At 71.8% G+C, this 23,639-nt stretch carries 26 protein-coding genes; 8 read left to right on the top strand and 18 right to left on the bottom strand.

Translation table 11 applies throughout. The annotated features are described in order from the left end of the window. Nucleotides 1-111 precede the first annotated feature (111 nt). The 5 genes from ABZS37_RS26470 to recO all read right to left on the bottom strand — a co-directional run bounded on the left by ABZS37_RS26470 (nt 112) and on the right by recO (nt 3,327). Entirely contained in the window at nt 112-873 is a 762-nt protein-coding gene (locus ABZS37_RS26470; RefSeq protein ID WP_355173209.1) for a pirin family protein, read from the bottom strand. Continuing rightward, nucleotides 870-1,070, bottom strand: a complete 201-nt coding sequence (locus ABZS37_RS26465; RefSeq protein ID WP_355173207.1) for a thioredoxin reductase — start codon at nt 1,068-1,070, stop codon at nt 870-872. The genes ABZS37_RS26470 and ABZS37_RS26465 overlap by 4 nt, the downstream gene beginning before the upstream one ends. 316 nt (nt 1,071-1,386) lie before the next feature. Continuing rightward, a complete protein-coding gene (locus tag ABZS37_RS26460) occupies nt 1,387-1,572 on the bottom strand; it encodes a hypothetical protein (protein WP_354997173.1) in 186 nt (61 codons plus the stop codon). 71 nt (nt 1,573-1,643) lie between these two features. Further along, a complete protein-coding gene (locus ABZS37_RS26455) occupies nt 1,644-2,456 on the bottom strand; it encodes an isoprenyl transferase (protein WP_355173205.1) in 813 nt (270 codons plus the stop codon). Nucleotides 2,457-2,460: 4 nt separating this feature from the next. Further along, nucleotides 2,461-3,327 carry a DNA repair protein RecO gene (gene recO / locus ABZS37_RS26450; RefSeq protein WP_355173203.1) on the bottom strand — a complete coding sequence of 289 codons (867 nt, stop codon included), beginning with the start codon at nt 3,325-3,327 and terminating at the stop codon, nt 2,461-2,463. Between the two features lie 102 nt (nt 3,328-3,429). Here recO and ABZS37_RS26445 point away from each other — a divergent pair, with 102 nt between their 5' ends. Beyond that, complete coding sequence (locus tag ABZS37_RS26445) at nt 3,430-4,236, top strand: DUF4097 family beta strand repeat-containing protein (RefSeq protein WP_355173201.1); 807 nt, start codon at nt 3,430-3,432, stop codon at nt 4,234-4,236. Here the strand turns inward: ABZS37_RS26445 and ABZS37_RS26440 are convergent. The 8 genes from ABZS37_RS26440 to ABZS37_RS26405 all read right to left on the bottom strand — a co-directional run bounded on the left by ABZS37_RS26440 (nt 4,223) and on the right by ABZS37_RS26405 (nt 11,650). Beyond that, nucleotides 4,223-5,380: an acyltransferase gene (locus ABZS37_RS26440; RefSeq protein WP_355173199.1), complete on the bottom strand. Its 1,158-nt coding sequence runs from the start codon at nt 5,378-5,380 to the stop codon at nt 4,223-4,225. The two genes, ABZS37_RS26445 and ABZS37_RS26440, sit on opposite strands and share 14 nt — an antisense overlap. A 155-nt stretch (nt 5,381-5,535) precedes the next feature. Then, the gene (era, locus tag ABZS37_RS26435; RefSeq protein ID WP_354997178.1) at nt 5,536-6,441 is read right to left on the bottom strand and encodes a GTPase Era; all 906 of its coding nucleotides are present in this window, start codon (nt 6,439-6,441) and stop codon (nt 5,536-5,538) included. Beyond that, nucleotides 6,438-6,824, bottom strand: a complete 387-nt coding sequence (locus tag ABZS37_RS26430; RefSeq protein ID WP_354997179.1) for a cytidine deaminase — start codon at nt 6,822-6,824, stop codon at nt 6,438-6,440. Before ABZS37_RS26430 ends, era begins: the two co-directional genes overlap by 4 nt. Continuing rightward, nucleotides 6,817-8,241 carry a hemolysin family protein gene (locus tag ABZS37_RS26425; protein ID WP_355173217.1) on the bottom strand — a complete coding sequence of 475 codons (1,425 nt, stop codon included), beginning with the start codon at nt 8,239-8,241 and terminating at the stop codon, nt 6,817-6,819. Before ABZS37_RS26425 ends, ABZS37_RS26430 begins: the two co-directional genes overlap by 8 nt. Beyond that, nucleotides 8,217-8,690: an rRNA maturation RNase YbeY gene (ybeY, locus tag ABZS37_RS26420; RefSeq protein ID WP_354997180.1), complete on the bottom strand. Its 474-nt coding sequence runs from the start codon at nt 8,688-8,690 to the stop codon at nt 8,217-8,219. Before ybeY ends, ABZS37_RS26425 begins: the two co-directional genes overlap by 25 nt. A gap of 15 nt (nt 8,691-8,705) precedes the next feature. Next, nucleotides 8,706-9,764 carry a PhoH family protein gene (locus ABZS37_RS26415; protein ID WP_355173197.1) on the bottom strand — a complete coding sequence of 353 codons (1,059 nt, stop codon included), beginning with the start codon at nt 9,762-9,764 and terminating at the stop codon, nt 8,706-8,708. 132 nt (nt 9,765-9,896) lie between these two features. Continuing rightward, nucleotides 9,897-11,294, bottom strand: coding sequence for a serine hydrolase domain-containing protein (locus ABZS37_RS26410; RefSeq protein WP_355173195.1), 1,398 nt, complete (start codon nt 11,292-11,294; stop codon nt 9,897-9,899). Next, nucleotides 11,291-11,650, bottom strand: a complete 360-nt coding sequence (locus ABZS37_RS26405; RefSeq protein ID WP_355173193.1) for a histidine triad nucleotide-binding protein — start codon at nt 11,648-11,650, stop codon at nt 11,291-11,293. Before ABZS37_RS26405 ends, ABZS37_RS26410 begins: the two co-directional genes overlap by 4 nt. 146 nt (nt 11,651-11,796) lie before the next feature. Between ABZS37_RS26405 and ABZS37_RS26400 the strand changes: the two genes are divergently transcribed. Continuing rightward, nucleotides 11,797-12,558: an SDR family oxidoreductase gene (locus tag ABZS37_RS26400; RefSeq protein WP_355173191.1), complete on the top strand. Its 762-nt coding sequence runs from the start codon at nt 11,797-11,799 to the stop codon at nt 12,556-12,558. 72 nt (nt 12,559-12,630) lie between these two features. Beyond that, nucleotides 12,631-13,542: a polyphosphate kinase 2 gene (gene ppk2, locus ABZS37_RS26395; RefSeq protein WP_355173189.1), complete on the top strand. Its 912-nt coding sequence runs from the start codon at nt 12,631-12,633 to the stop codon at nt 13,540-13,542. A 206-nt stretch (nt 13,543-13,748) separates the two neighbouring features. On the opposite strand, the gene ABZS37_RS26390 is transcribed toward ppk2, so the two are convergent. From ABZS37_RS26390 to hrcA, 3 genes are all read right to left on the bottom strand, one after another. Beyond that, nucleotides 13,749-14,483, bottom strand: coding sequence for a 16S rRNA (uracil(1498)-N(3))-methyltransferase (locus ABZS37_RS26390; RefSeq protein WP_355173187.1), 735 nt, complete (start codon nt 14,481-14,483; stop codon nt 13,749-13,751). A 1-nt stretch (nt 14,484) separates the two neighbouring features. Next, nucleotides 14,485-15,630 (bottom strand): molecular chaperone DnaJ, encoded by a 1,146-nt coding sequence (gene dnaJ / locus ABZS37_RS26385; protein ID WP_192580165.1) that lies wholly within the window; start codon nt 15,628-15,630, stop codon nt 14,485-14,487. Between the two features lie 73 nt (nt 15,631-15,703). Continuing rightward, the gene (gene hrcA, locus ABZS37_RS26380; protein WP_355173185.1) at nt 15,704-16,726 is read right to left on the bottom strand and encodes a heat-inducible transcriptional repressor HrcA; all 1,023 of its coding nucleotides are present in this window, start codon (nt 16,724-16,726) and stop codon (nt 15,704-15,706) included. A gap of 225 nt (nt 16,727-16,951) precedes the next feature. Between hrcA and ABZS37_RS26375 the strand changes: the two genes are divergently transcribed. Next, complete coding sequence (locus ABZS37_RS26375; protein WP_355173183.1) at nt 16,952-17,593, top strand: DUF4870 domain-containing protein; 642 nt, start codon at nt 16,952-16,954, stop codon at nt 17,591-17,593. Nucleotides 17,594-17,649: 56 nt separating this feature from the next. On the opposite strand, the gene hemW is transcribed toward ABZS37_RS26375, so the two are convergent. Further along, nucleotides 17,650-18,873 carry a radical SAM family heme chaperone HemW gene (gene hemW, locus ABZS37_RS26370; protein WP_355173215.1) on the bottom strand — a complete coding sequence of 408 codons (1,224 nt, stop codon included), beginning with the start codon at nt 18,871-18,873 and terminating at the stop codon, nt 17,650-17,652. Nucleotides 18,874-18,892: 19 nt separating this feature from the next. On the opposite strand from hemW, the gene ABZS37_RS26365 reads away from it, so the two are divergent. The 4 genes from ABZS37_RS26365 to ABZS37_RS26350 all read left to right on the top strand — a co-directional run bounded on the left by ABZS37_RS26365 (nt 18,893) and on the right by ABZS37_RS26350 (nt 22,891). Beyond that, a complete protein-coding gene (locus ABZS37_RS26365) occupies nt 18,893-19,702 on the top strand; it encodes an enoyl-CoA hydratase-related protein (protein ID WP_355173181.1) in 810 nt (269 codons plus the stop codon). 149 nt (nt 19,703-19,851) lie between these two features. After that, on the top strand, nt 19,852-20,706 hold the full coding sequence (locus tag ABZS37_RS26360; RefSeq protein ID WP_355173179.1) for a hypothetical protein: 855 nt from the start codon (nt 19,852-19,854) through the stop codon (nt 20,704-20,706). A 222-nt stretch (nt 20,707-20,928) separates the two neighbouring features. Next, nucleotides 20,929-21,831 (top strand): phytanoyl-CoA dioxygenase family protein, encoded by a 903-nt coding sequence (locus ABZS37_RS26355; RefSeq protein ID WP_355173177.1) that lies wholly within the window; start codon nt 20,929-20,931, stop codon nt 21,829-21,831. A gap of 151 nt (nt 21,832-21,982) precedes the next feature. Next, nucleotides 21,983-22,891: a hypothetical protein gene (locus ABZS37_RS26350; protein WP_355173175.1), complete on the top strand. Its 909-nt coding sequence runs from the start codon at nt 21,983-21,985 to the stop codon at nt 22,889-22,891. A 57-nt stretch (nt 22,892-22,948) separates the two neighbouring features. On the opposite strand, the gene ABZS37_RS26345 is transcribed toward ABZS37_RS26350, so the two are convergent. Further along, nucleotides 22,949-23,584 carry an MOSC domain-containing protein gene (locus ABZS37_RS26345; protein WP_355173173.1) on the bottom strand — a complete coding sequence of 212 codons (636 nt, stop codon included), beginning with the start codon at nt 23,582-23,584 and terminating at the stop codon, nt 22,949-22,951. Between the last annotated feature and the right edge of the window lie 55 nt (nt 23,585-23,639).

Raw genomic sequence — 23,639 nt, 5'->3', positions numbered from 1 at the left:
CGGAGACGTGCCACTGCTGCGGCCCGAGACGGTGGGCGCGCTGGTGACCGCACACGAAGGCGGGGGTGGGGGCGAGGGCGGGGGTGGGGTGGTGGGGCTCGGGGTGGGTGGTTAGGCGGCTGTGGCGTGCATTTCCCAGACGAGGATCTCGGCTGGCTCGGCGGCGGTGACTCGGCGACCGCCGGTCATCGTGAGCCGTGCCGCGTCGCCGGTGCCGAGCGGGCCGCTGTCCTCCAGGGTCACCGTGCCGTTGGGCACGTACAGGTGCACGAAGGGCGCGTCCGGGATGGTGACCTCGTCGCCGGGGGCGAGTCGGGCGGCGTGCAGGGTGGCGTACTGGTTGCGGATCCGGATGGCCGACGCGCCGTCGTACCGGTCCATCCCGGAGGCGATCGGCACCAGGCCGCCCCGCAGCAGCTCGTCCTCGATCTCCAGCTGCTCGTAGCCGGGGTCGACGCCCTGCTCGTCGGGAAGCACCCACATCTGCACGAAGTGGACCGGGTCGGTGTGCGGCTCCTGATTGTTGAGTCGCCAGGCGTCGTTCTTCTCCGAGTGCAGGATGCCGGTGCCGGCGCTCATCCGCTGGGCCAGGCCCGGGTAGATCACCCCGGAGTGCCCGGTGGAGTCCTGGTGCACCAGGGAGCCGCGCAGCACCCAGGTGATGATCTCCATGTCCTGGTGCGGGTGGGTCTCGAAGCCGGCGCCCGGGCGCACCACGTCATCGTTGTTCACCAGCAGCAGACCGTGGTGGGTGTTGGCCGGGTCGTAGTGCCGCGAGAACGAGAACGAGTGCTTGGAGTCCAGCCAGGAGATCCGGGTGGCGAAGCGGTCTTCGGCGCGGCGTACGTCGACCGCGCGTGCGGGTGCGGTCACCAGGCACGCTGCCCGGCGTCGGGGGTCGTCGGCGCCCAGGTCAGGGCCGGTTCGCCGGTGGCCAACTCGGCGATCTCGCCGGTACGCAACTGCGGCGTGTGGCCGAACTCGGCGCAGTGCTGCTCGGCAATCTCGGCGCAAATGTCGGCCACCTGCTCGCACATCGGGTCGCCCAGATCGGCGGCGCTCAACGCCATGATCATCTTGTACCGAAGATCCCGCATATCCACCCCAACCGCCGAGTCCCGCCACCTCCGGACCCTACCGGCCCCCCTTCCACAGAACCTCAAAACCACCGCACCCACCCGCCCTCCACGGGGGCTGGCGGCACCGCAGCGCCGTCAACCCGGACGCGTCGATCATGGAGTTGTGGTGGGGAGCACAAGTCGCGAAAGCGTCTGAATCGGCCACCACAACTCCATGATCAACCGGGTCAGGTGGGGCCTGGGGGTGGGTGGGTGGACACAGGGAGGCGCCGCCCGCACGGGTGCGGGCGGCGCCTGAGGGTCGGGGTCAGAAGAAGCGGCGGCGCTTGGCCTTCTGGGGGCGCATCAGGTCCGCGCCCTTGGTCAGCAGCCGGGTCGCCCCGGAGGGACCACGCCGGGTCTCCAGGGTGTGGCTGAGCCGGCGAGCGCCAGCGGCCGCCAGTGGCACCGCGACCGCCATCACCGCCCACTGGGCAATGCGCTTCTGGATCATGTGGGTTCACCTCCGTCAGTGGCTTCTGACATCTCTGATACCCACCGTGACGTGAGGATAAGCGCGTTGGCTCAGAGCACCGGGGCGACCGGGTTGGGCAGCGCGCCGCCGAAGCGTCGGTCCCGCTGCGCGTACAGCTCGCACGCGTACCAGAGGTGGCGGCGATCGAAATCGGGCCAGAGCGTGTCCAGGAAGACCAACTCGGCGTACGCCGCCTGCCAGAGCAGGAAGTTGGAGATCCGCTCCTCCCCGGAGGGGCGCAGGAACAGGTCCACCTCCGGGATCTCCGGGTGGTAGAGGTACTTCGCCACGGTCTTCTCGTTGACCTTCGCCGGGTCCAGCCGGCCGGCCGCCACGTCACGGGCGATCGCTGCGGCGGCGTCACCGATCTCGGCCTGCCCGCCGTAGTTGACGCAGAACTGCAGGGTCAGCGTCGAGTTGTCGCGGGACATCTCCTCGGCGGTCTGCAACTCGGAGATGACGCTCTTCCACAACCGCCCGGGCCGGCCCGACCAGACCACTCGGACGCCGAGGTCGACCAACTGGTCGCGGCGACGACGGATCACGTCCCGGTTGAACCCCATCAGGAACCGGACCTCGTCGGGTGAGCGCCGCCAGTTCTCCGTGGAGAACGCGTACGCCGACAGGTACGGGATGCCCATCTCGATGGCGCCCTCGATGGTGTCGAAGAGGCTGTGCTCCCCCGCCTCGTGCCCCTTGGTGCGGGGCAGCCCGCGGTCCTTGGCCCAGCGGCCGTTGCCGTCCATCACCACCGCCACGTGCCTCGGCACCGCCTCGGTGGGCAGCGCCGGCGGTCGGGCCCCGGACGGGTGTGGCACCGGCGGGGTCGGCTCGCGCCGACCGGCCTTCTTCGATCGGATCACTCGGTCACTCCCTGTTCGCGCCGTCCGCCCCGGCCTCGACGTCGCCGCGTGGCCGGAGCACCACGGCCCCGGTGCCATCCGGCGGCGAGGCCGGGCCGGCCGCCGAGGGACCCCGGTCGACCAGCGGCAGCGAGCGTAGCGCGCGCTCCAGGTGCCACTGCAGGTGAGCCGCGACCAGCCCACTGCACTCCCGGCGTACGCCGGACTCGGTGGCGTCGGCGACCACCCAGTCGCCGGTGGTCAACGCGGACATCAGGTCGATGGTGGCCGGCGCGGGGTGGGCCGCGCCGGGTGGCCGACAATCCGGGCAGACCGCGCCGCCGGCTGGCACGGAGAACGCCCGGTGCCGCCCGGGGGTGCCGCAGACCGCGCAGGCGATCAGGGCCGGCGCCCAGCCCGCGAGAGACATCCCGCGCAGCAGGTACGCGTCGAGCACCAGGGTGGTGGCGTGCTCGCCTCGGGACAGCGCCTTCAGCGCGCCCACGGTGAGCTGGAACAGCCGCAGCGACGGCTCCCGCTCCACCGGCGTCAGCCGCTCGGCGGTCTCGGCGATCGCACTGGCCGCCGTGTAGCGCGGATAGTCCCCCAGGAACCGCTTGCCGTACAGGTCGATGCCCTCGACCTGGCTCACGGTGTGCAGCGAGCTGCCGTGGTTGCCCTTCGGGTCACCGGCGAGCTGGACGTCGACGTGGCCGAACGGCTCCAGCCGGGCGCCGAACTTGCTCATGGTGCGGCGGATTCCCCGGGCCACCGCGCGCAGCCGGCCGTGCCGGCGGGTGAGCAGGGTGATGATCCGGTCGGACTCGCCGAGCTTCTGCACACGCAGCACCACCGCGTCGTCGCGGTAGAGCTGTCGGCGATACCCGGCCATCGGGCCATTCTCCCTCGGGGTGTGAAATCAGGGTTGGTTCGGGGTGGATGCGCGGACGAACCCCGATGCGCCCGACTCGTCGCCGGCCGTAGCGTGCTGGCCATGGCATTGCACCTGACCACCGACGCTGTCCGTCGTCGCGCCGCCGCCCCCGTCGCCCTGGGCCTGGCCACCACCCTCATCCTGCTCGCGGGGTGCGACAACCTGGCCATGCGCCGGCTCGACTACGACGACACCGAAGCGGTGAAGATCACCAGCATCAAGGTGCTGCCGGGTGCGGGGGACGTGATCGTCCGGGGCAGCGGCACGGCCGGCGAGGCGCGCATCAAGCGGGTGGTGCGCTACCAGGGCGGTCAACCCGAAGCCCGGTACGAGATCAAGGGCAGTGAGCTGGTGCTGGACACCGACTGCGGCGACCGGTGCAGCATCTCCTACGAGGTGGCCGTGCCGGAGGGCGTGACGCTACAGGGCGAGTCCGGCTCCGGCGACGTCGAGCTGAGCCGGGTCGGCGCGGTGGATCTGCGGCTGGGCTCTGGCGACGTACGGATCAGCGGGGCCTCCGGCGCGGTCGGTGTCGAGACCGGCTCCGGCAACATCGAGGTGAGCGAGGCCAGCGGGGCGGTCCGCCTCCGCGCCGGGTCCGGGGATGTCACCGCGCGCCGACTGGGCGGCGCGGTCGACGCCGAGGCCGGCTCGGGCAATGTCACCGTCGAGCTGGACAAACCTGCCTCGGCCCGGGCACATGCCTCCAGCGGCGATGTCACGATGCTGGTGCCGGCAGGCAGGTACAAGGTGCGCTCCAGCACCGGTTCCGGCGACGCGCGGATCACCGTCACGGACGACCCCACCGCGACCGACGTGCTCGACGGCTCGGCCGGCAGCGGCAACGTCACGATCAGCCAGCGCTGACCTCGCTGCTGGCCACCACGGCGGGCGCCCGCTGCGCCGGCACCACCGCCCGCCCGACGGTGGCCCCGGCCGGCTCACCCAGCGGCTCCTTGTCGGGACGGCCGCGCCGCTCGGTGTCGGACCGGTTGGCCGGCTCGGGGGACCGCACCGGGCCGCCGGGGATCAACTCCGGGCGGCGGCGGGCGGCGACGTCCTCGACCCAGCCGACGGCCAGGGTGACCAGCCCGACCAGCGCGAAGACCAGCAACACCCGGATGGCCAACCCCACCGGGTCCTGATGGGACCAACCCACCACGTCGACCAGCGGAGTGAGCGCCACCACGAACGGCATGTGCCAGAGGTAGACCGTGAGCGCCCGCCGGTTGACCACGGTCACCGCCCGGTCCGCCAGCCGGCTTCGGCCCAGCCAGGCCAACCCGGACGGCGCCCGACCCAGCACGATCAGGATGAACGCGGCCGACCAGAGGGCGTTGCCCAGGTGGTTGTCGTTCAGGTCGTACCCGCGTGGACCGGGATGCCCGACGAGCCAGGCGCCGCCGCCCACCGCGAGTGCGAGCGCCAACGGGTACAGCACCCGGCCGGAGAGCCGGCGCAGCATCCCGGCGTGATGGGCGAAGCCGAGCATCCACGCGCCGAAGTAGAGCCCGAACTCGCGCAGCACCGGCGGCGCCGGGTAGATCCCCACCTCGATCGCCACCAGCAGGAGGTACGGGGCGAGCACGGTGAGCAGCGGGGCACGCCGGAACAGCCAGAACGCGACCGGTGAGGCGAGCACGAACCACAGGTAGTCGCGCAGGTACCAGATGATGCTCAGCGCCAGGGCACCCCAGTGGTTGGCCGGCGGGTCGGCGATCGGGAACAACCACAGCAGCACCCGGGGGGTCAACGGCAACCCGGTGAGCAGCATGGCCGGCACGAAGACCGCCGCGAGCACCCACAGCGACGGCAGCAGCCGACGCAGTCGACGCCCGACCGCCGCCGGCCCGGAGCGGGTCAGCGACGCGGCCATCAACGAACCGGCCAACGCGAACATCACCGACATGGCAGGGAAGACGAGGGTGAGGGTCGCCCACCCGGTGACGTGGTAGACGATCACTCGGACGATGGCCAGGAAACGGAGCAGATCGAGATACCTGTTGCGCATCAGCCTGCATCTGGGTCGGGGACGCGGGGCGTACCCTCCCTACCCTGCGCGTCGCCCACACCAAACGGCCACGACCCCGGCCGAAGGTGAATCATCCCATCTGCCCGACCGAATGTGATCATGCGACGGTCGCACAGCCGCTTCGGCGGGGTGGGTCAGAAGCCCAGCTTGCGCAACTGCTTCGGGTCGCGCTGCCAGTCCTTCGCGACCCGCACGTGCAGGTCGAGATAGACCCGGGTGCCGAGCAACTCCTCGATCTGCCGGCGGGCGTTGGTGCCAACCTCCTTGAGCCGGCTCGCCTTGTGACCGAGCACGATCGCCTTCTGGCTGGGCCGTTCCACGTACAGGTCGGCGTAGATCTTCATGACCTGACCCTCGGGGATCATCTCCTCCACGATCACCGCGATGGAGTGCGGCAGCTCGTCCCGGACCCCCTCCAAGGCGGCCTCCCGGATCAGCTCCGCGACCAGCACCTGCTCGGGATCGTCGGTCAGCATGTCGTCCGGGTAGAGCTGCGGCGACGGCGGCAGGTAGCCCGTCATCACGTCGACCAGCGTGTCCACCTGGTGCCCGGAAACCGCGCTCACCGGCACGATCTCGGCGAACTCGCCCATCTTGCTGACCGCGAGCAGCTGCTCCGCCAGGCGACGCTTGTCCACCAGGTCGGTCTTGGTGACCACCGCCAGGACGGTCGCCTTCAACTCGGCCAACTCGCCGGTGATGAACCGGTCACCGCGCCCGACCGGCTCGTCGGCCGGAATGCACAGGCCGATCACGTCGACCTCCGTCCAGGTGGACCGGACCAGGTCGTTGAGGCGCTCGCCGAGCAGCGTACGGGGGCGGTGCAGGCCCGGCGTGTCGACCAGAACCAGCTGCGACTCCGGCCGGTGCAGCACGGCCCGGATGACGTGCCGGGTGGTCTGCGGCTTGTTCGAGGTGATCGCGATCTTGGTGCCGACGATGGCGTTGGTCAGCGTCGACTTGCCGGCGTTGGGCCGGCCGACGAAGCAGCCGAACCCGGCCCGGTACGGCCGCGCCTCCGGGTCCTGCACGGGGCTCACTGGGTCACCGTGCCGAGGACCGTGCCGTCCGGAGCGGCCACGTGGATGGGCGCATCCACCGCGAGGTCACGCACCGCGGCGTGACCGGCGCCGTCCAGCGTCGACGCCTCGGTCACCACCACCGCGGCCTCCAACCGGCTCGCACCGGCCGCCACGGCCGACGCGACCGCCAGCTGCAACGCGGTGAGAGTCAGCGAGGGCAGCGCGACACTGGCCGCCGCGTACGTCCGGCCGTCCTGATCCCGGACCGCGGCGCCCTCCACTGCGCCGACCCGTCCGCGGGCTCCCCGGGCCAGGACGACGAGCTTGCCGTCCTCGGCACTCAGCGGGGCCGGAGCGGTGGGTGCGGGCCGGGCGGCGGGCGCGGCGGGTGTGTCAGGCATCGGCAGATTGCCTCTCGTCGTCTCGATAGTTGTCCGTGTCGTCCCCGGGGCCGGCGTGCTCGCCGCGCCCCGCGGTGTCCTGCTCATGGCCCGACTCCACCCGGCTGACCAGGACGGTGTCGATCCGGTTGCGCCGGCCGGTGGTGCCCTCGGCGACCAGCCGGAGGCCAGCGACCTCGGCCTCGGCGCCGGGGATCGGCACCCGCCCCAGCGACTGGGCGAGCAGGCCACCGACCGTCTCCACCTCGTCGGTGGGCAGATCGGTGTCGAACATCTCGCCCAGATTCTCCACCGGCAGGCGGGCGGTCACCCGCACCGAGGAGTCCGCCAGACGTTCGACGGGCGGGCGTTCGACATCGTACTCGTCGGTGATCTCACCGACGATTTCCTCCAGGATGTCCTCGATGGTGACCAGACCGCCGGTGCCGCCGTACTCGTCGACCACGATGACCAGGTGGTTGCGGGCCGCCTGCATCTCCGACAGCAGGTCGTCGACCGGCTTGGACTCCGGCACGAAGGTCGCCGGGCGCATCAGCTCGGCCACCGGCAACTGCTCGGCCTCCGGATCACCGCCGCGGGAGCGCCGGATCAGGTCCTTGAGGTAGAGCACACCCAGCACGTCGTCGACGCTCTCGCCGATCACCGGAATGCGGGAGAAACCGGAACGCAGGAAGAGCGCCAGCGCCTGCGCGAGCGTCTTGCCCTCCTCGATCCACACCATTTCCGTACGCGGCACCATCACCTCGCGGGCGATGGTGTCACCGAGCGCGAAGACCGAGTGGATCATCTGACGCTCGCCATGCTCGACCACGCCACGCTGCTCGGCCAGATCGACCAGCTCACGCAACTCCACCTGGGTGGCGAACGGCCCCTCTCGGAAGCCGCGCCCCGGGGTGACCGCGTTGCCGATCAGGATCAGCAGCGACGCGAGCGGGTTGAGCGCCCGGCCCAGCCAGCGCACCAGCGGCGCCACCGCACGACCCACGGCGTACGCGTGCTGCCGGCCGATGGTGCGCGGAGCGACGCCGACCACCACGAAGCTGACCACGGTCATCGCGCCGGCGGTCACCAGCGCGGCCCGCCAGCCGGCGCCGAAGCTGTCCACCGCGACCAGCGCCACCAGTGTGGTGGCGGTCAGCTCGGCGAGCAGCCGCAACAGCAGGAGCAGGTTGAGGTGCCGGACCACGTCACCGGCCACGACCTGGAGGGTACGGGCGCCGCGCACGCCGTCGCGGGTGAGTTCGGCGGCTCGGGCTGGCGAGACCGCGGCGAGCGCCGCCTCGGTCATGGCGATCAGACCGGCCAACACCACCAGGCCGGCCGCGAAGAAGATCAGCTGCAGGTCGGGAAGGCCGGCGGTGGGGCCGGCCGCGAGTAACGGAGGGGTAGACATCACGGGGTACGGGTCGACCGCCAGCTCGCCAGCAGCCGGGCCTGGAGCGCGAACATCTCCCGCTCCTCCTCCGGCTCGGCGTGGTCATAGCCGAGCAGGTGCAGCACCCCGTGCACGGTGAGCAGGTGCAGCTCGTCGGCCGGCGCGTGCTCGGCGGTCACCGCCTGCTTGGCCGCGACCTCGGGGCAGAGCACGATGTCGCCGAGTAGGGCCGGCTCGCCGCCGGCCGGTGCGGACTCGCCCGGGCCGTGGTCGACGCTCCCCTCGTCCATGGGGAAGGCGAGCACGTCGGTCGGGCCGTCGCCACCCATCCAGCGGTGGTTCAGCTCGGTCATGTAGTCGATGTCGACCAACAGCACGGACAACTCGGCGAGGGGGTTGACCCCCATCTCGTCGAGGGCGTGCCGGGCGACGGCGAGCACGGCGTCAGTGTCGACCTCAACACCGGACTCATTGGCGATCTCGATGGACAACAGCTTTCCTCTGCTTTAGCGGCGGCGGCCGGCACGGCCACCCTGGGCGGGTCGCCCGGGCACGGCGTGAACGCCCTGCGCCTGCTGATTTTCCCGCTCGGCGTCCCAGCGGGCGTACGCGTCGACGATCTCCCCGACCAGTTGGTGGCGGACCACGTCGGAGCTGGACAACTCGGAGAAGTGCACGTCTTCGACGTTGTCCAGGATCTCCCGGACAACGCGCAGCCCGCTGCTCGTCCCACCGGGAAGGTCCACCTGGGTGACGTCACCGGTCACGACGATCTTGGAGTTGAAGCCGAGCCGGGTGAGGAACATCTTCATCTGCTCGGGCGTCGTGTTCTGCGCCTCGTCCAGAATGATGAACGCGTCGTTCAGCGTCCTGCCCCTCATGTACGCCAGTGGCGCCACCTCGATCGTTCCCGCGGCCATCAGCTTCGGGATGGTCTCCGGGTCGAGCATGTCGTGCAGCGCGTCGTAGAGCGGGCGCAGGTACGGGTCGATCTTCTCGTTGAGCGTGCCGGGCAGGAAGCCCAGTCGCTCACCCGCCTCCACCGCCGGCCGGGTCAGGATGATCCGGTTGACCTGCTTGGCCTGCAACGCCTGGACGGCCTTCGCCATCGCCAGGTAGGTCTTACCGGTGCCGGCGGGGCCGATGCCGAAGACGATGGTGTTCGAGTCGATCGCGTCGACGTACCGCTTCTGCCCGAGCGTCTTGGGGCGGATGGTGCGCCCGCGGCGGGAGAGGATGTTGAGGGTCAGAACCTCGGCGGGCCGCTCGGCGCTGCCCTGCTCGAGCATGCCGACGGTACGCCGGACGGCGTCAGTGGTCAGGGTCTCGCCTTTCTCGATGAGTTCGAGCAGCTCACTGAAGACCCGCTCGGCGAGGGCGTTGTCCGCGGGGTCACCGGTGATGGTGATCTCGTTGCCGCGGACGTGCACGTCACTGCTGACCGAACGTTCGACGAGTCGTAGGATCTCGTCGCCTGCGCCGAGCAGATTGACCATGATCTTCGAGTCGGGCACGGTGATCCTGGTCTGCACCCGGGGCGGGCCGGGAGGTGGTGTGCCGGTCATAGGTCGGGCCGAAGGGCCCTGCGCCACCTGCTCTCGATCTCGGCGCCGGCCCTGCTGGCACGGCGTGCGGACGTTACACCCATCGTATCGGTTCAACGCGGGCCGCATCGCGCCCATTTCCGCTGGCCGCGATCAACTCCCGGCCCGGAAGTCGTACCGGTCGAAGGTCTCCTGGTGGCGGGTGAACCGGTACGTCGCCCAGTGCATCCCGACCACGGCACCGGCCTCGTCCCGGGTCAGCCGCAGCAGCTCACCGGCCTCCCGCCCGGAGACCACGCGGAACACGTCCGGCTGGTCCGGCAGAGCAGCGAAGATCGCCGGCGGGCGTCCCGCCGGGTCACCGGCCCCACGCGCCTGCAGAGCGCCGGCGTGCCAGGAGAAGACGTACTCGAAACCCTCGCCCCACCAGCGGCCGAGCACACCCCGCAGGGCCGCCGGTGCGGGCGCGCCGGGCCGCCAGGGCTCGATCTCGGCCGGGTCGTGCTCGACCGCCGCGGCGAGCAGCCGGTGCGGCAGGTCGAACAGCTCGGCCGCCGTACCGGACGAGCCGAGCACCGCGGCGCCCATCGCGCCGGCCGTGCCGTCGCCGCCCCGCCGGCCGTACAGCGCGGCGAGGAAACCGGGCATCGCCCCGTCGTGCCCCACGTGCATCACCCGCTCGCCCTGCGGAATCAGGATCAGCCCCAGCCCGAAGCCGGCGCCCCAGAGCGTCTCGTCGGTGGTGGTCAGGGGCCAGCGCATCTCGTCCAGGGTGCCCGGAGCGAGCACCGCGCCGGCCGGGTCGAGCGCTGTCGGGTCGGCCAGGAACGCCGCCCAGCGGGCCATGTCCGTCGCTGTGCTCCAGAGCTGGGCAGCTGGGCCGACCGCACCGAAGTCGGTCGGCGGCTCCGGGTGCGCCTCGTCGGAGTACGCGTCGACCAGGAAGCCGGTGGCCGCCGCCGGCCGAGGGGTCACGGCGGTGTCGGTGAGCCCCAGTGGCGTGAGCACCCGCTCGGCGAGCACCTGCGCCCAACTGCCACCACGCAGCCGGACGACCAGTTGACCGAGCAGGGCCATGCCCAGGTTCGAGTAGTGGAACCGGCGACCGGTCGGCAGCACCCGCTCGGCCCGGTTCAGCTCCGCGAGCAGTTGGTCGGCGTCCGGCGGGCGCAGGGTGTCCCAGACGTCACCGAACGGCTCGCGTTGCAGGCCACCGGTGTGCGACAGCAGCCGGCGGACGGTCAGCTCGCCGTGTGCGGGGAGATCCAGGTGCCGGCCCACCGGGTCGTCCAGGTCCAGCAGCCCGTCGTCGCGACACTGGAGGGTGAGCACCGCAGTGAAGGTCTTGGTGACCGAGCCGATCCGGAACTGCGTACGCGGCCCCAGCGGGCTGTCGGTGCCGCTCTCGCCGACAGTGAGGCTCCAGAGCGGTCGGTCGGCCCGGTGCAGCGCCGCCGACACCGCCGGCACCCGGCCATCGGCCTGCACCCGCCGGACCAGCCGGCCCAACCGCTCGTCCACGGCCCGGCTGGTCGTCGGCTCAGCACTCACGCCAGGTCCCGGGCGAGCATCGGGCCGAGCGGCGCACCACCGAGCAGGTGCGCGTGCACGTGGAACACCTCCTGCCCGCCGTACGCCCCCGTGTTGAACATCAGCCGGAAACCGTCGCCGAGCAGGCCCTCGTCCTCGGCCACCGCGGCGGACGTCGCCAGCACGTCCGCGGCCAGCGCCGGGTCGCCCTGGGCGAGGGTGGCCACATCGACGTAGTGCTCCTTCGGAATGACCAGGACGTGCACCGGCGCCTTCGGGCTGATGTCACGAAAGGCGAGCGTGGTGGCGGTCTCCCGGACCACGGTGGCCGGGATCTCCCCGGCGACGATGCGGCAGAACAGGCAGTCGGATCCCATCGGGGCAGTGTAAGGACTAACAGGTCGGGGGCGCTCCGGCGCAGCATGCCCCCGCCGGCCTGTTCACAGGAGTCCCTTGTCAACGCCTGCGACCGAGGGAAGGGGCCCTTCCTGACAACGGTGTCGGCTGGGGCAGGATGGCCGCCATGACGGATCGGGCAGTACTCGTGACCGGGGCCTCGCGCGGGATCGGCCGCGCGGTGGCGACAGCGTTCGCGGCCAGCGGCGACCGGGTGGCGATCCACCATCGCGACTCCGCCGACGCGGCCGAGGAACTGCGCGCGCAGCTGCCCGGCGCCGGGCACGTGGTGGTCCGCGCCGACCTCACCGATCCGGACGCGGTCCGGGCCATGGTCGACGGGGCCGCCGAACTGCTCGGCGGGCTGGACGTGCTGGTCAACAACGCCGGGATGTACGGCGACCGGGACGACCCGCACCCGATCTTCGGCGCGTCCTACGAGCAGTGGCAGAAGCGCTGGCGGCAGGTGCTGGAGACCAACCTGACCGGCGCCGGCAACGTCACCTGGTGCGCCGCCCAGCACATGCGGGACCGCGGTGGGCGGATCGTCAACGTCTCGTCCCGTGGCGCGTTCCGCGGCGAGCCGGACCAGCCTGCGTACGGCGCCAGCAAGGCGGGGCTGAACGCGCTGGGCCAGTCCCTCGCCGTGGCGCTCGCGCCGTACGGCATCGCAGTCGCCACCGTCGCACCGGGTTACGTGGCGACCGACATGACCACCGAGCACCTGCGCGGCGAGCAGGGCGCGGCCATCCGGGCGCAGAGCCCGTTCGACCGGGTGGCCCAGCCGGAGGAGATCGCCGCCGCGGTGCACTGGCTGGCGTCACCGGAGGCCGAGTGGGCCTCCGGCACCATCGTCGACCTCAACGGCGCCTCCTACCTGCGCAGCTGACGTCGGCAAGGCCGCCAAATCACCCGGCCAGGGAGGTGGCTGGCGGTACCCGGGCGGGTAAGTCCCACCGACATGGCCGACTCCACGCTGCTGGACCTCACCGCTGACTACCAGGTGGCCGACGACCACGACGACGACCCCGTCCTGTTACGTCCCGACGGCACACCCGTCGACACCTGGCGCGACGACTACCCGTACGACGAGCGGATGGACCGCGACGAGTACGACCGCGACAAGCGGATGCTCCAGATCGAGCTCCTCAAGCTCCAGGACTGGATCAAGGAGTCCGGCGAGCGATTGGTGATCGTCTTCGAGGGCCGGGACGCGGCCGGCAAGGGCGGCACCATCAAGCGCTTCATGGAGCACCTCAACCCGCGCGGCGCCTCGGTGGTGGCGCTCGCCAAGCCGGACGAGCGGGAAGCCGGCCAGTGGTACTTCCAGCGGTGGATGGCGCACCTGCCGGCGGCCGGTGAGATCGTGCTGTTCGACCGCTCGTGGTACAACCGGGCCGGCGTGGAGCGGGTGATGGGCTTCTGCAGCCGCAAGGAGTACCTGGAGTTCCTGCGTCAAGCCCCGGAGCTGGAACGGATGCTGGTGCGCTCGGGCATCCGGCTGGTCAAGTTCTGGTTCTCCGTCTCCCAGAACGAGCAGCGCACCCGGTTCGCGATCCGCCAGGTCGACCCGGTCAGGCAGTGGAAGCTGTCGCCGATGGACCTCGCCTCGCTCGACCGGTGGGACGAGTACACCGAGGCCAAGGAGGCGATGTTCTTCTGGACCGACACGGCCGACGCGCCCTGGACGGTGGTGAAGAGCAACGACAAGAAGCGGGCCCGGATCGAGGCGATGCGACACGTGCTGCACCGCTTCGACTACGCCGGCAAGGATCCCGCGGTGGTCGGCACGCCCGATCCGCTGATCATCGGCCCAGCAGGCCTGGACCTGGGCCCGGAAGAAGACGTGGTCCCCGTCTTCCCCCGCCCCTAACGCCCCCGCCGCCCCGCCCCGCCCCGCCACCCGCCCCGCCCCGCCGCCCGCGCCGCCGCCCGCCCCGCCCCGCCGCCCGCGCTACGCCGCGTCGATCTAGGGCATATCGCTGCTAGTCGATCTCCTTCAGCAACAATTTGCCCTAGATCGACGGCGCCCAGGGCACCGGCCACGCGGGCGCGGGGGGCGCGGGCGTGGGGGGCGGGTTACCAGCGGCGCAGTCGCGTGGCGAGCACGCTGAGCGCCGCTACGCCGGCGGTGGAGGTGCGCAGCACGGCCGGGCCGAGCCGGACCGGTCGCCCGCCGGCCTCCCGGAAGGCGGTCAGCTCGGCCGGGGCGATGCCACCCTCCGGGCCGACCACCAGGACGATCTCACCGATGGCCGGCAGCTCGGCCGTGGTCAGCCGCTCGTCGGCCTCCTCGTGCAGCACGAACCCGGCGGCGGCACCAGCGATCCGGCGGGCCACCGTCGCGGTGGACTCGTCGGGCGCACCGGCCACCACCGGCAACCAGGGGCGGCGGGCCTGCTTGGCGGCCTCCCGAGCGGTGGCCACCCACTTTTCCCGGGCGCGTACGCCCCGGTCGCCGCGCCACTGGGTCACCGAGCGGGCGGCCGCCCAGGGCACGATCTCGTCGACCCCGACCTCGGTCATCGCCTGCACGGCCAGTTCACCCCGGTCGCCCTTGGCGATGCCCTGCACGGTCACCAGCCGGGGTACGGGCGCGTCCGCGTACCCCCGGGAGGTGACGGTGAGGTCCAGGCTGCCCCGGCCGACGGCGGTGACCACGGTGGCGGCTGTGCCACCCCGGCCGTCGGCGAGCAGCAACTCCTCGCCGACCCGCAGGCGCTGCACGGTCGCCGCGTGGTGTCCCTCCGGACCGTCCAGGGTCAGCGCGTCGCCGGTGGGCAGCGCATCGACCAGGAACAGCGGCGCGGACACCTCAGGCGTGCCCGTTGAACGCGTCGCGCATCCGGGAGAAGAAGCCGCCCTGCTTGGACAGCTCGGCGACCTCCTCACCGCGGGTCTTGGCGAAGTCGCGCAGCATCTTCTCCTGGTCCGGGTCGAGCTTGGTGGGCGTCCGGACGTCCAGGTGCACGTAGAGGTCGCCCCGGCCGGTGCCGCGCAGGTGCGGCACACCCCGGGCGCGCAGCCGCAGCGTGCTGGCCGGCTGGGTGCCGGCCTTGACGTCGACCGTCTCCTCGCTGTCCAGGGTCTTGATGGTCAGCCGGGTGCCGAGCGCCGCCGCCGTCATCGGCACGGTGACGCGGCAGTGCAGGTCGTCGCCCTTGCGGGAGTACACGTCGTGCGGCCGCTCGTGGATCTCCACGTAGAGGTCACCGGCGGTGCCGCCACCCGGGCCCACCTCGCCCTGCTGGGCCAGCCGGATCCGCATGCCGTCCTCGACGCCGGCCGGGATCTTGACGGTCAGCGAGCGGCGGGTGCGCACCCGGCCGTCGCCGGCGCAGGTGGGGCAGGGGTGCGGGATGGTGGTGCCGTAGCCCTGGCACACGGTGCACGGCCGGGCGGAGACCACCTGGCCGAGGAAGGTGCGCTGCACCGACTGCACCTCGCCGCGACCGCCGCACGCCTCGCAGGTCGCCAGGTGGGTGCCGGCGGCCGTGCCGGCGCCGGAGCAGGTGGTGCAGAGGACCGCGGTGTCGACGGTGATCGGCGCCTCGACGCCGAACGCCGTCTCGTGCAGGTCGAGCTCGAGCCGCAGGATCGCGTCGGCGCCCGGCCGGGTACGCGGGCGGGGGCCACGGGCGCCACCCGCCGCCCCGCCGAAGAACGCGTCCATGATGTCCTGGAAACCGACGAACGGGCCGGCTCCGCCGGGGCCACCCGGGCCTCCGGCACCGCCGCCACCCGGGGCGAGCGGGTCGCCACCCAGGTCGACGATCTGCCGCTTTCGGTCGTCCGAGAGGACCTCGTACGCGGCGTTGATGTCCTTGAACTTCTCCTGAGCCTCCGGGTCCGGATTGACGTCCGGGTGGAACTGGCGCGCCAGCTTGCGATAGGCGCGCTTGATCTCGTCATCGGAGGCTTCCCGGCTCACACCGAGAATGCCGTAGTAGTCCCTGGCCACTGCGTTCCGTGTCCTCATGTTCGTCTCGCGTTGCGCCGATCCGGCGGCAGCAGCCGGCCGTCGGCCCTGACTGTCAGTTCTGGGCCAGCAACTCGCCCACGTAGCGTGCCACGGCGCGCACCGTGGCGATGTTGCCGGGGTAGTCCATCCGGGTGGGCCCCAGCACCCCCAGGCCGCCCACGATGGTGGCGCCCGGGCCGTACCCGGTGCTGACCACCGAGGCGGCGCGCAGGTTGTCGAACTCGTTCTCGTCGCCGATCAGCACCCGGGTCGTGCTCGGCTCAGTCTCACCGATGAGCTTGAGGAGCACGACCTCTTCCTCCAGTGCTTCGAGGATCGGCCGCAGGGAGCCCTGGAAGTCGAGCAGGCCGCCCCGGGTGAGGTTAGCGGTGCCGGCCAGCGCGATCCGTTCCTCGTGCCGCTCGACCAGCGTCTCCAGCAACACCGTGGCGAGGGTGGTCATCGTCGGACGCAGCTCGGCCGGCGCCTCCTCGACCAGCGTCTGCACCAGCGGCGGCGTATCGGACAGCCGGGCGCCGGTGAGCTTTTCGTTGACCAGCCGACGCAGATCGGTGACGTTCTCGGCGGGCACCGGGCCGGGCAGCTCCACCAGCCGCTGCTCCACACGCCCGGTGTCGGCGATCATGACGAGCATCAACCGGGTGGTGGAGATCGGCACCAGCTCCAGGTGACGCACCGAGGAGCGGGCCAGGCTCGGGTACTGCACGACGGCCACCTGCCGGGTCAGCTGAGCGAGCAGCCGCACCGTGCGGTGCACCACGTCGTCGAGGTCGACCGCGCCGACCAGGAAGCGCTCGATGGCGCGGCGCTCGGCCGGGCTGAGCGGCTTGACTCTGGACAGCCGGTCGACGAAGAGCCGGTAGCCACGGTCGGTGGGCACCCGGCCGGCACTGGTGTGCGGCTGCCGGATGTAGCCCTCCTCCTCCAGCACGGCCATGTCGTTGCGGACCGTGGCCGGGGAGACCCCGAGCTGGTGCCGCTCGACCAACGCCTTGCTGCCGACCGGCTCCTGGGTGGAGACGTAGTCCTCGACGATCGCGCGGAGCACGGCCAGTTTCCGGTCGTCGAGACCCATCCTCCGCACCTCCTGTCACACGTCGGCCGCCGGCACCGTGACCCGGCCGGGCCGTCCTGGCACTCGACTGTAGCGAGTGCCAGTCTACGTCGGCGTACCCGCCAGCGCGATGATCAACGACGGTCCATCGGTGCGGCCCGCGCCACCTCGCTGGGCCGATCGGCCCACACTGCCGGGCGGTGTCGCTCTGGTGCGGCGTTGCCACGGGCCCCTACGGTGGCACCCATGACTGAACCTCCTCGCCCTCCCGGAGCGGGTGACCCCGGCAACTACCCGCCGGAGCCGACCTCCCCGGGCTCGTTCCCTTCGGCCGAGCCGCCCACCGCACCACTGTCCGGGGCACCCGGCCCGGGCGGGTATCCCCCGGCCGGTGGCTATCCGCCGCCCACCGGTGACCAACCGCCGTCAGGTGGCTACCCTCCGGCGGGTGGCTACCCTCCGCCCGGCGGCTTTCCCCCGCCCGGGGGTTTTCCGCCCGGTGGCTATCCGCCCGGTGGCGCCTACGGCGGCCCCGGCGGCGGCTACGCCAACAATGAGGACAAGACCTGGGCGCTGGTCGCGCACTTCGGCGGGGCCCTCGGCGCGCTGATCAGCTTTGGTCCGCTGGGCTTCGTCGCCCCGCTCATCGCCTTCCTGGCCCGCGGCAACCAGTCGCCGACCGTCCGGGCGCACGCCCTGGCCGCCCTGAACTTCCAGATCCTCTGGTCGATCATCGCGTTCGTGCTGCTCTTCGTGAGCTGGTGCCTGCTCTTCCTGCCCAGCATCGCCGTCGTAGTGATCCAGATCCTGTTCGGGATCATCGCCGGCATGAAGGCCAACGAGGGCACGCCCTACCGGTACCCGATGTCGGCCAACTTCATCAAGTGACCCCCGGGCCGGCCGCTCCCCCGGCCGGCCCGCAGTACCGCTACCGGCGCGCCCGCTCAGGGCAGCAGGTCGCGCACGACCGCGTCGGCGAGCAGCCGGCCGCGCAGGGTGAGCACCGCCCGGCCGGCCGCGTACTCCGGTGCGGCCAGCAGGCCGCCGGCCAGCGCCCGCTCGGCGCCCGCGCGGCCAGTGGCGTCGAGCACCGCCAGCGGCAGGCCGCTGGCGAGCCGCAGCCGGAGCATCACGTCCTCCATGTGGGCCTCGTCGACGGTGAGCACCTCCCGGGCCAGGCCGGGTGACGCTCCCGCGGCGAGCCGCTGGGCGTACGCCGAGGGGTGCTTGACGTTCCACCAGCGCACCCCGCCGACGTGGCTGTGGGCCCCCGGCCCCAGCCCCCACCAGTCCGCGCCGGTCCAGTACAGCAGGTTGTGCCGGCATCGGGCCTCGTCGGTGCGGGCCCAGTTGGAGACCTCGTACCAGGACAGGCCGGCCGCGTCGAGGGCGGCCTCCGCGGCCAGGTAGCGGTCCGCGGCGACGTCGTCACTGGGGTACGCCAGCTCGCCGCGCCGCATCCGGGCGGCGAGCCGGGTGCCGTCCTCGACGATCAGGGCGTACGCGCTGACGTGGTCCACCCCGGCGGCCACGACCTGGTCCAGCGAGGCGGCGAAGTCCTCGGCCCGCTCCCCCGGTGTCCCGTAGATCAGGTCCAGGTTGACGTGCTCGAACCCGGCGTCCCGCGCCTCCAGGGCGGCGGCGGTGGCCCGGCCGGCGCTGTGTTTGCGGTCCAGGATCGCCAGCACCCCCGGGGAGGCGGACTGCATGCCCAGCGAGATCCGGGTGTAGCCGGCGGCCCGCAGCAGCTTCAACGATTCCGGGGTGACCGATTCCGGGTTGGCCTCGGTGGTCACCTCGGCGTCGGCGGCCAGCCCCCAGGTGCGGTCGATGCCGTCGAGGATGCGGGCCAGGTCGTCGGCGGGGAGCAGGGTGGGCGTGCCACCGCCGACGAAGACCGTGTCGACCCGGGGCGGTGGGCTGTCGCCGAGCACCCGGGCGGCGAGTGCCAGCTCGGCCAGCACGGTGTCGGCGTACCCCTCGCGGCTGGCGCCGCCGCCCAGCTCGGCCGCCGTGTAGGTGTTGAAGTCGCAGTAGCCGCAGCGGCTGGCGCAGAACGGGACGTGCACGTACACGCCGAAGCCGCGCGCGCCGACCGCCGTGGTGGCGGTGGCGGGCAGCGATCCGTCGACGGGGACGGTCTCACCTTCTGGAAGGACGCCGGGCATGGCCACTAGTGTGCCCGGCATGACCTCTCCCGACGTCCTCGTGCGGGTCGCCACGGCCCGCGGGGTGACCACCCTCACCCTGGACAGCCCAGACAACCGCAACGCGCTCTCCACCGCCCTCATGACCCAGCTGCTGGCCGGGCTGGGCGACGCGGTCGCCGACGAGGCGGTCCGAGTGATCGTGCTCGACCACACCGGCCCGGTCTTTTGCTCGGGGGCGGACCTGAAAGAGACCGCCATGGCGTACGCCAGCGGGACGGTGCCGGCCGGAATGCTGAGTGACGTGCTCGCCGCGCTCTGGGAGTGCCCGAAGCCGGTGCTGGCCCGGGTGGCGGGGCCGGCGCGGGCTGGCGGGTTGGGCCTGATCGCCGCCGCCGACCTGGCGGTCTGCGCCGCCGAGGCGACGTTCGCCTTCACCGAGGTACGGATCGGGGTGATCCCGGCGGTGATCTCGGCGACCGTACTGCCCCGGCTGAACCCGCGCGCCGCCGCGGAGCTGTACCTGACCGGGGACACGTTCGACGGGCGGCGGGCCGCCGAGATCGGCCTGGTCACCGCCGCCGTGCCGGCGGACGAGCTGGACGCGGCGGTGCAGCGCTACTGCGACTCACTGGTACGCGGCGGGCCCGGCGCGTTGGCCGGCGCGAAGGAGTTGCTGCGCCGGCCGGGCACCGCCGAGCTACGCGGCGAGCTGGCCCGGCTGGCCGCTCTCTCGACCGGCTATTTCCTCTCCGACGAGGGGCGCGAGGGCGTCATGGCCTTCCGCGAGAAGCGACTGGCTCAATGGGTGCCCGCTCCTGACGGAGGTTCCGCCGATCATTCCGGCTAGGCCGGGCCCTCCACCCGGGTGAGATCGCGACCAGAGCGGGAACGTCGCCAATCGGTACGCGTCAGCGGAGCCGAGCCCGAACCGCTCGGACGGCCCGGAGGGGTCGCGTGGGGACGTACGCTTGTCTGACTGTCGATCTGGGGGTGTGAGTGCGAACTCGGGCAGCCGTGGCGGGTGGAGTGGTGCTCATCCTCGTCGCCGTGATCGCGATCTGGCTCGTCGTACGGCAGGTCGGTGACCGCCTCCAGTTGCCGCTGGCAGCACGGAAGTGCACCGTGCAGGCCGAGGGCCGGGTCGCGCTGGACGCCGACCAGATGGCCAACGCGGCGACCATCGCGGCGATCGGGGCACGGCGTGGAATGCCCGAGCGGGCCGTGGTGGTCGCGCTGGCCACCGCCTATCAGGAGTCCGGGCTGCGCAACCTCGCCGACGGCGACCGTGACTCGGTCGGCCTGTTCCAGCAGCGACCGAGCCAGGGCTGGGGCACCCCGGCCCAGATCCGCGACCCGCGCTACGCGGCCAACCGGTTCTACGCGGCGCTCAAGAAGGTGCGCGGCTGGGAGAAGATGCGCGTCACCGACGCCGCCCAGCGGGTGCAGCGCTCGGCCTTCCCTGAGGCGTACCAGAAGTGGGCTGACGACTCCGAGGTGCTCAGCCGGGCCCTGATGGGCGACGCCACCGGTGCGGTCGCTTGCACGGTGGGGCGTACCCCGGCGATGCACGGTGCGGCGGCGGCCGCGCAGCTGACCCGCAACCTGGTGCTGGACTGGGGCCTGAAGGGGATTGACCCCACCGACCCGACCGGGCTGGCGGTGACTCCGGGCGACCAGCGCGACGGCTGGCGGTACGCGCACTGGCTGGTTTCACACGCCCAGGACCACGGGGTGAAGCGCGTCAGCTTCGGCGACCTGGAGTGGACCGCGAGGGACGGCACCTGGGGTCGGGTCACCGGCCAGCAGAGCTCCGCCGGTCAGGTGGTGGCCGAGGTGTTCAACGAGGGCTGACCCGGCCCGGATCTCTTAACCGGCAGTCACCGCACAATCGGACAATATTCCGTAAAAGCTCCTATTGATCACGGAAGTCTCACTCTTCGTAGTTCTCCCGCTGCGCGGGGTCCCGCTGTACCCCACTCGCGCGACACGCCCTCCCCGATGCCAAGGCCATCGCGTTACGATCGGCGGCCTGTGCCAGAAAAGGTTTCACCTCATGGGGAGGGGTACGACGCGGTGTTCGATTACGGCGACCGGACCGGTTACGAGCCGATCAGCGACATTGACCGCAAGGAGTTCCACGAGCAGGGCTTCCTCCTGCTGCGCAACGTCCTGACGGAGGACCACCGGGCGGCGCTGGAGGCGGCGGTCGACCGCGTCTACGCGGAGGAGCAGGCCAAGGGCACCACCAAGAAGGACGGCACCCTGCACCTGCTGGGCTTCCTGGAGCGCGACGAGCTCTTCGGCGAGCTGCTCACCCACCCGATCGCCTTCCCGTACATGTGGGGGCTGGCCGGTTGGAACATCTACACCCACCACAACCACCTGGACGTCACCCCGCCGGCCGCCGAGCCGGAGAAGCCGTACTGGGGTTGGCACCAGGACGGGTACCGGCAGAACTCCGACCCGGAGACGATGGACCCGAACCTGCCCCGGCCGATGTTCTCGCTGAAGGTCGCGTACGTGCTGTCGGACCTCTCCGAGACCGGCCGCGGCGCCACCAAGGTCATCCCGGGCAGTCACCTGTTGAACTCGCTGCCCCGGCCCAAGGACCTCAGCGTGCACAACCCGGACCCGGAGGGCACGGTGGAGATCACCGCCAACCCGGGCGACGCCTTCATCTTCGACCGCCGGCAGTGGCACTCGCGGTCGACGAACCTGTCGACCATCACCCGCAAGATGCTCTTCGTCGGCTACACCTACCGGTGGATCCGCCCGCTGGACGAGCTGCACCCCGACGTGAACGGCGAGTGGTACCGCAACCGCACCCCGGTGCAGCGCCAGCTGATCGGTGAGGGCACCCACACGGCCAACTACTGGGGCATCAACTGGGACGGGTACGTCGACGACGAGATCCCGCTGCGCAAGGAGCTCAAGGAGCGCGGTCTGCTGGACCGCAACATCCCCTGGCTCCGCTGATCCGCCCGGAGGGGCCCCTGTCACCGCCTTCGGCATCGCAGGGGCCCCTCCGCTCGTACCCGGACGGTCGCCAACAGTGCCCGCCGGGTGGGTGCTTCGGGTAGCCGACAGTTGAAGGGCACCACACCGGGCAGGCCGTACCCTGTGCCGCATGACGGACGGCATCGCCCTGACGTTGCTTATTCTCGGAGTGGCACTCGGCGTCGTCGGCAACTGGATCAAACCACCGCAGAAGCTGACCGGGCGATGGGTGGTCGGCATCTTCGCGCTGCTCCTCGTGGCGGCGTCGGTCTTCACGTTCCTGGAGGGTCGCCTGCCGGCCGGGCAGCCCTCGCCGCCCCGGGGCGACCCCGCGACCGTGCCGGCGCAGATCCCCACCGTGGCGGCGCCGCCCTCCGCGAGCGCCACGCCCACGCCGACCGCGTCGGTCCGGCAGCCGACCAGCCCGAAGACGACTCCGGGCTCCGCCACGAGATCGAGCGGCCAGCAGGGGACCAGCGGCAAGAGCAAGCCGCCACGGTCGCCGTATGTCGCCGCGAGCAGCTTCCAGCGCTTCGGCGGAACACACGGGGCATTCACCCTGGTCGCCGAGGGAACAGCGCTGCGGATCGACACTCCGGACAGCATCGACAGCCAGTGGGGCGCCTACCTCAGGGACCACATGATGTGCGACGGCACGGTCGAGTTTGACGTTCGGCTCGGCGCCGGCACGGTGGACTACTACGGGCTGGCCGTGCTTCCCCGCGGTGACCTCGACAACGACCAGGCGACCGGCGACGCGATCATCCTCTACCTGGACTCCGACGGGTCCTTCATCGCCAAGTTCTCGTCCCTGCCGACACCGGGCGTCGGTGGGGTCGGCGGCGGTTCATATCCGGTCGCCGACCTGCGGCAGACCCGCCACGTCGTGGTCTCGGCGCGGGGTTCGACCTACTCCGTGCGGGTGGACGGGATCCCGGCCGGCGAGTTCGCCGAGACGGAGAGCGCCGGTTGCGGGAAGCTCACGCTGGCCGCCTGGGGCGGCACCACCGCCCACATCGAGGACGTCCTGGTGCGGTGAGCGCCGGGTCGGTGACCGGCACAGGCCGACCCCGCCGGTGCGCCCGCTCGGCGGTCGTCAGCGCTCGAGCCGGCGGCGGACCTTTTCCCGGATCGACTCCGGCAGGTCGGGTGCCTCCAGCAGCCGGGGCAGCAGCTCCGGCTCCAGGCTGGTCGCCCGGAACACCTCGCCGATGGTCACCCCGTGTGCGGGCCGGTCCACCACCTCGACCGGGTCGCCCGCACCCACCTCCCCCTCGCGGAGCACCCGCAGGTAGGCGCCGGGCAGCGCGCGGGCGGTGAACCGCTTGATCAGATCCGGTACGCCCCAGAAGCCGGCGAAGGTGGTGCACGGCGTTCTCGGCTTGGTCACCTGAAGCAGGGCGGACCCGATCTGCCACTGCTCACCGATCACCGCGCCGGTCAGGTCGACCGCGTACGTGGTGAGGTTCTCGCCGAAGCCGCCGGGCCTGATGTCGCGCCCCAGTTCGGTCGCCCACCAGGCGGCGTCCTCCTCCGCGTAGGCGTAGACCGCCTGGTCCTCGCCGCCGTGGTGGGCTCGCTCGCCGATGAAGTCGCCGACCACTCCGTCGACGCGGAGCAGCACCGGCGCGTCCACCGGCCGTTTGTCGATGCCGCTGCGACCGCTCGCGTCGCCGGCCCACTCCGCCTCGGTCACCACGCCGAGGTTCACCGCTGCCACCCTGCCCGTCATGGCGGTCAGCCTAGCGGGGGCCGACGGGGTCGGGCGCCTTCAAGATCGTCGATCC

The organism is Micromonospora sp. NPDC005413 (genome assembly GCF_040606435.1).
Taxonomy (GTDB): Bacteria; Actinomycetota; Actinomycetes; order Mycobacteriales; family Micromonosporaceae; genus Micromonospora.
The sequence above is the reverse complement of the archived record's forward strand: the minus strand, read 5'-3'. Positions and strand labels throughout refer to the sequence as shown.

Coding starts and splice junctions, on each gene's coding strand:
- recO (WP_355173203.1), bottom strand. CDS start 3,327: ATGGCCGGGTATCGCCGACAGCTCTACCGCGACGACGCGGTGGTGCTG.
- ABZS37_RS26430 (WP_354997179.1), bottom strand. CDS start 6,824: ATGCCTGACACACCCGCCGCGCCCGCCGCCCGGCCCGCACCCACCGCT.
- hemW (WP_355173215.1), bottom strand. CDS start 18,873: ATGCCCGGCGTCCTTCCAGAAGGTGAGACCGTCCCCGTCGACGGATCG.
- ABZS37_RS26440 (WP_355173199.1), bottom strand. CDS start 5,380: ATGCGCAACAGGTATCTCGATCTGCTCCGTTTCCTGGCCATCGTCCGA.
- ABZS37_RS26400 (WP_355173191.1), top strand. CDS start 11,797: ATGACGGATCGGGCAGTACTCGTGACCGGGGCCTCGCGCGGGATCGGC.
- ABZS37_RS26350 (WP_355173175.1), top strand. CDS start 21,983: ATGACGGACGGCATCGCCCTGACGTTGCTTATTCTCGGAGTGGCACTC.
- ABZS37_RS26365 (WP_355173181.1), top strand. CDS start 18,893: ATGACCTCTCCCGACGTCCTCGTGCGGGTCGCCACGGCCCGCGGGGTG.
- ABZS37_RS26460 (WP_354997173.1), bottom strand. CDS start 1,572: ATGATCCAGAAGCGCATTGCCCAGTGGGCGGTGATGGCGGTCGCGGTG.
- ABZS37_RS26415 (WP_355173197.1), bottom strand. CDS start 9,764: ATGACCGGCACACCACCTCCCGGCCCGCCCCGGGTGCAGACCAGGATC.
- hrcA (WP_355173185.1), bottom strand. CDS start 16,726: ATGGGTCTCGACGACCGGAAACTGGCCGTGCTCCGCGCGATCGTCGAG.
- ppk2 (WP_355173189.1), top strand. CDS start 12,631: ATGGCCGACTCCACGCTGCTGGACCTCACCGCTGACTACCAGGTGGCC.
- ABZS37_RS26445 (WP_355173201.1), top strand. CDS start 3,430: ATGGCATTGCACCTGACCACCGACGCTGTCCGTCGTCGCGCCGCCGCC.
- ABZS37_RS26405 (WP_355173193.1), bottom strand. CDS start 11,650: ATGGGATCCGACTGCCTGTTCTGCCGCATCGTCGCCGGGGAGATCCCG.
- ABZS37_RS26345 (WP_355173173.1), bottom strand. CDS start 23,584: ATGACGGGCAGGGTGGCAGCGGTGAACCTCGGCGTGGTGACCGAGGCG.
- ABZS37_RS26465 (WP_355173207.1), bottom strand. CDS start 1,070: ATGGCGTTGAGCGCCGCCGATCTGGGCGACCCGATGTGCGAGCAGGTG.
- ABZS37_RS26375 (WP_355173183.1), top strand. CDS start 16,952: ATGACTGAACCTCCTCGCCCTCCCGGAGCGGGTGACCCCGGCAACTAC.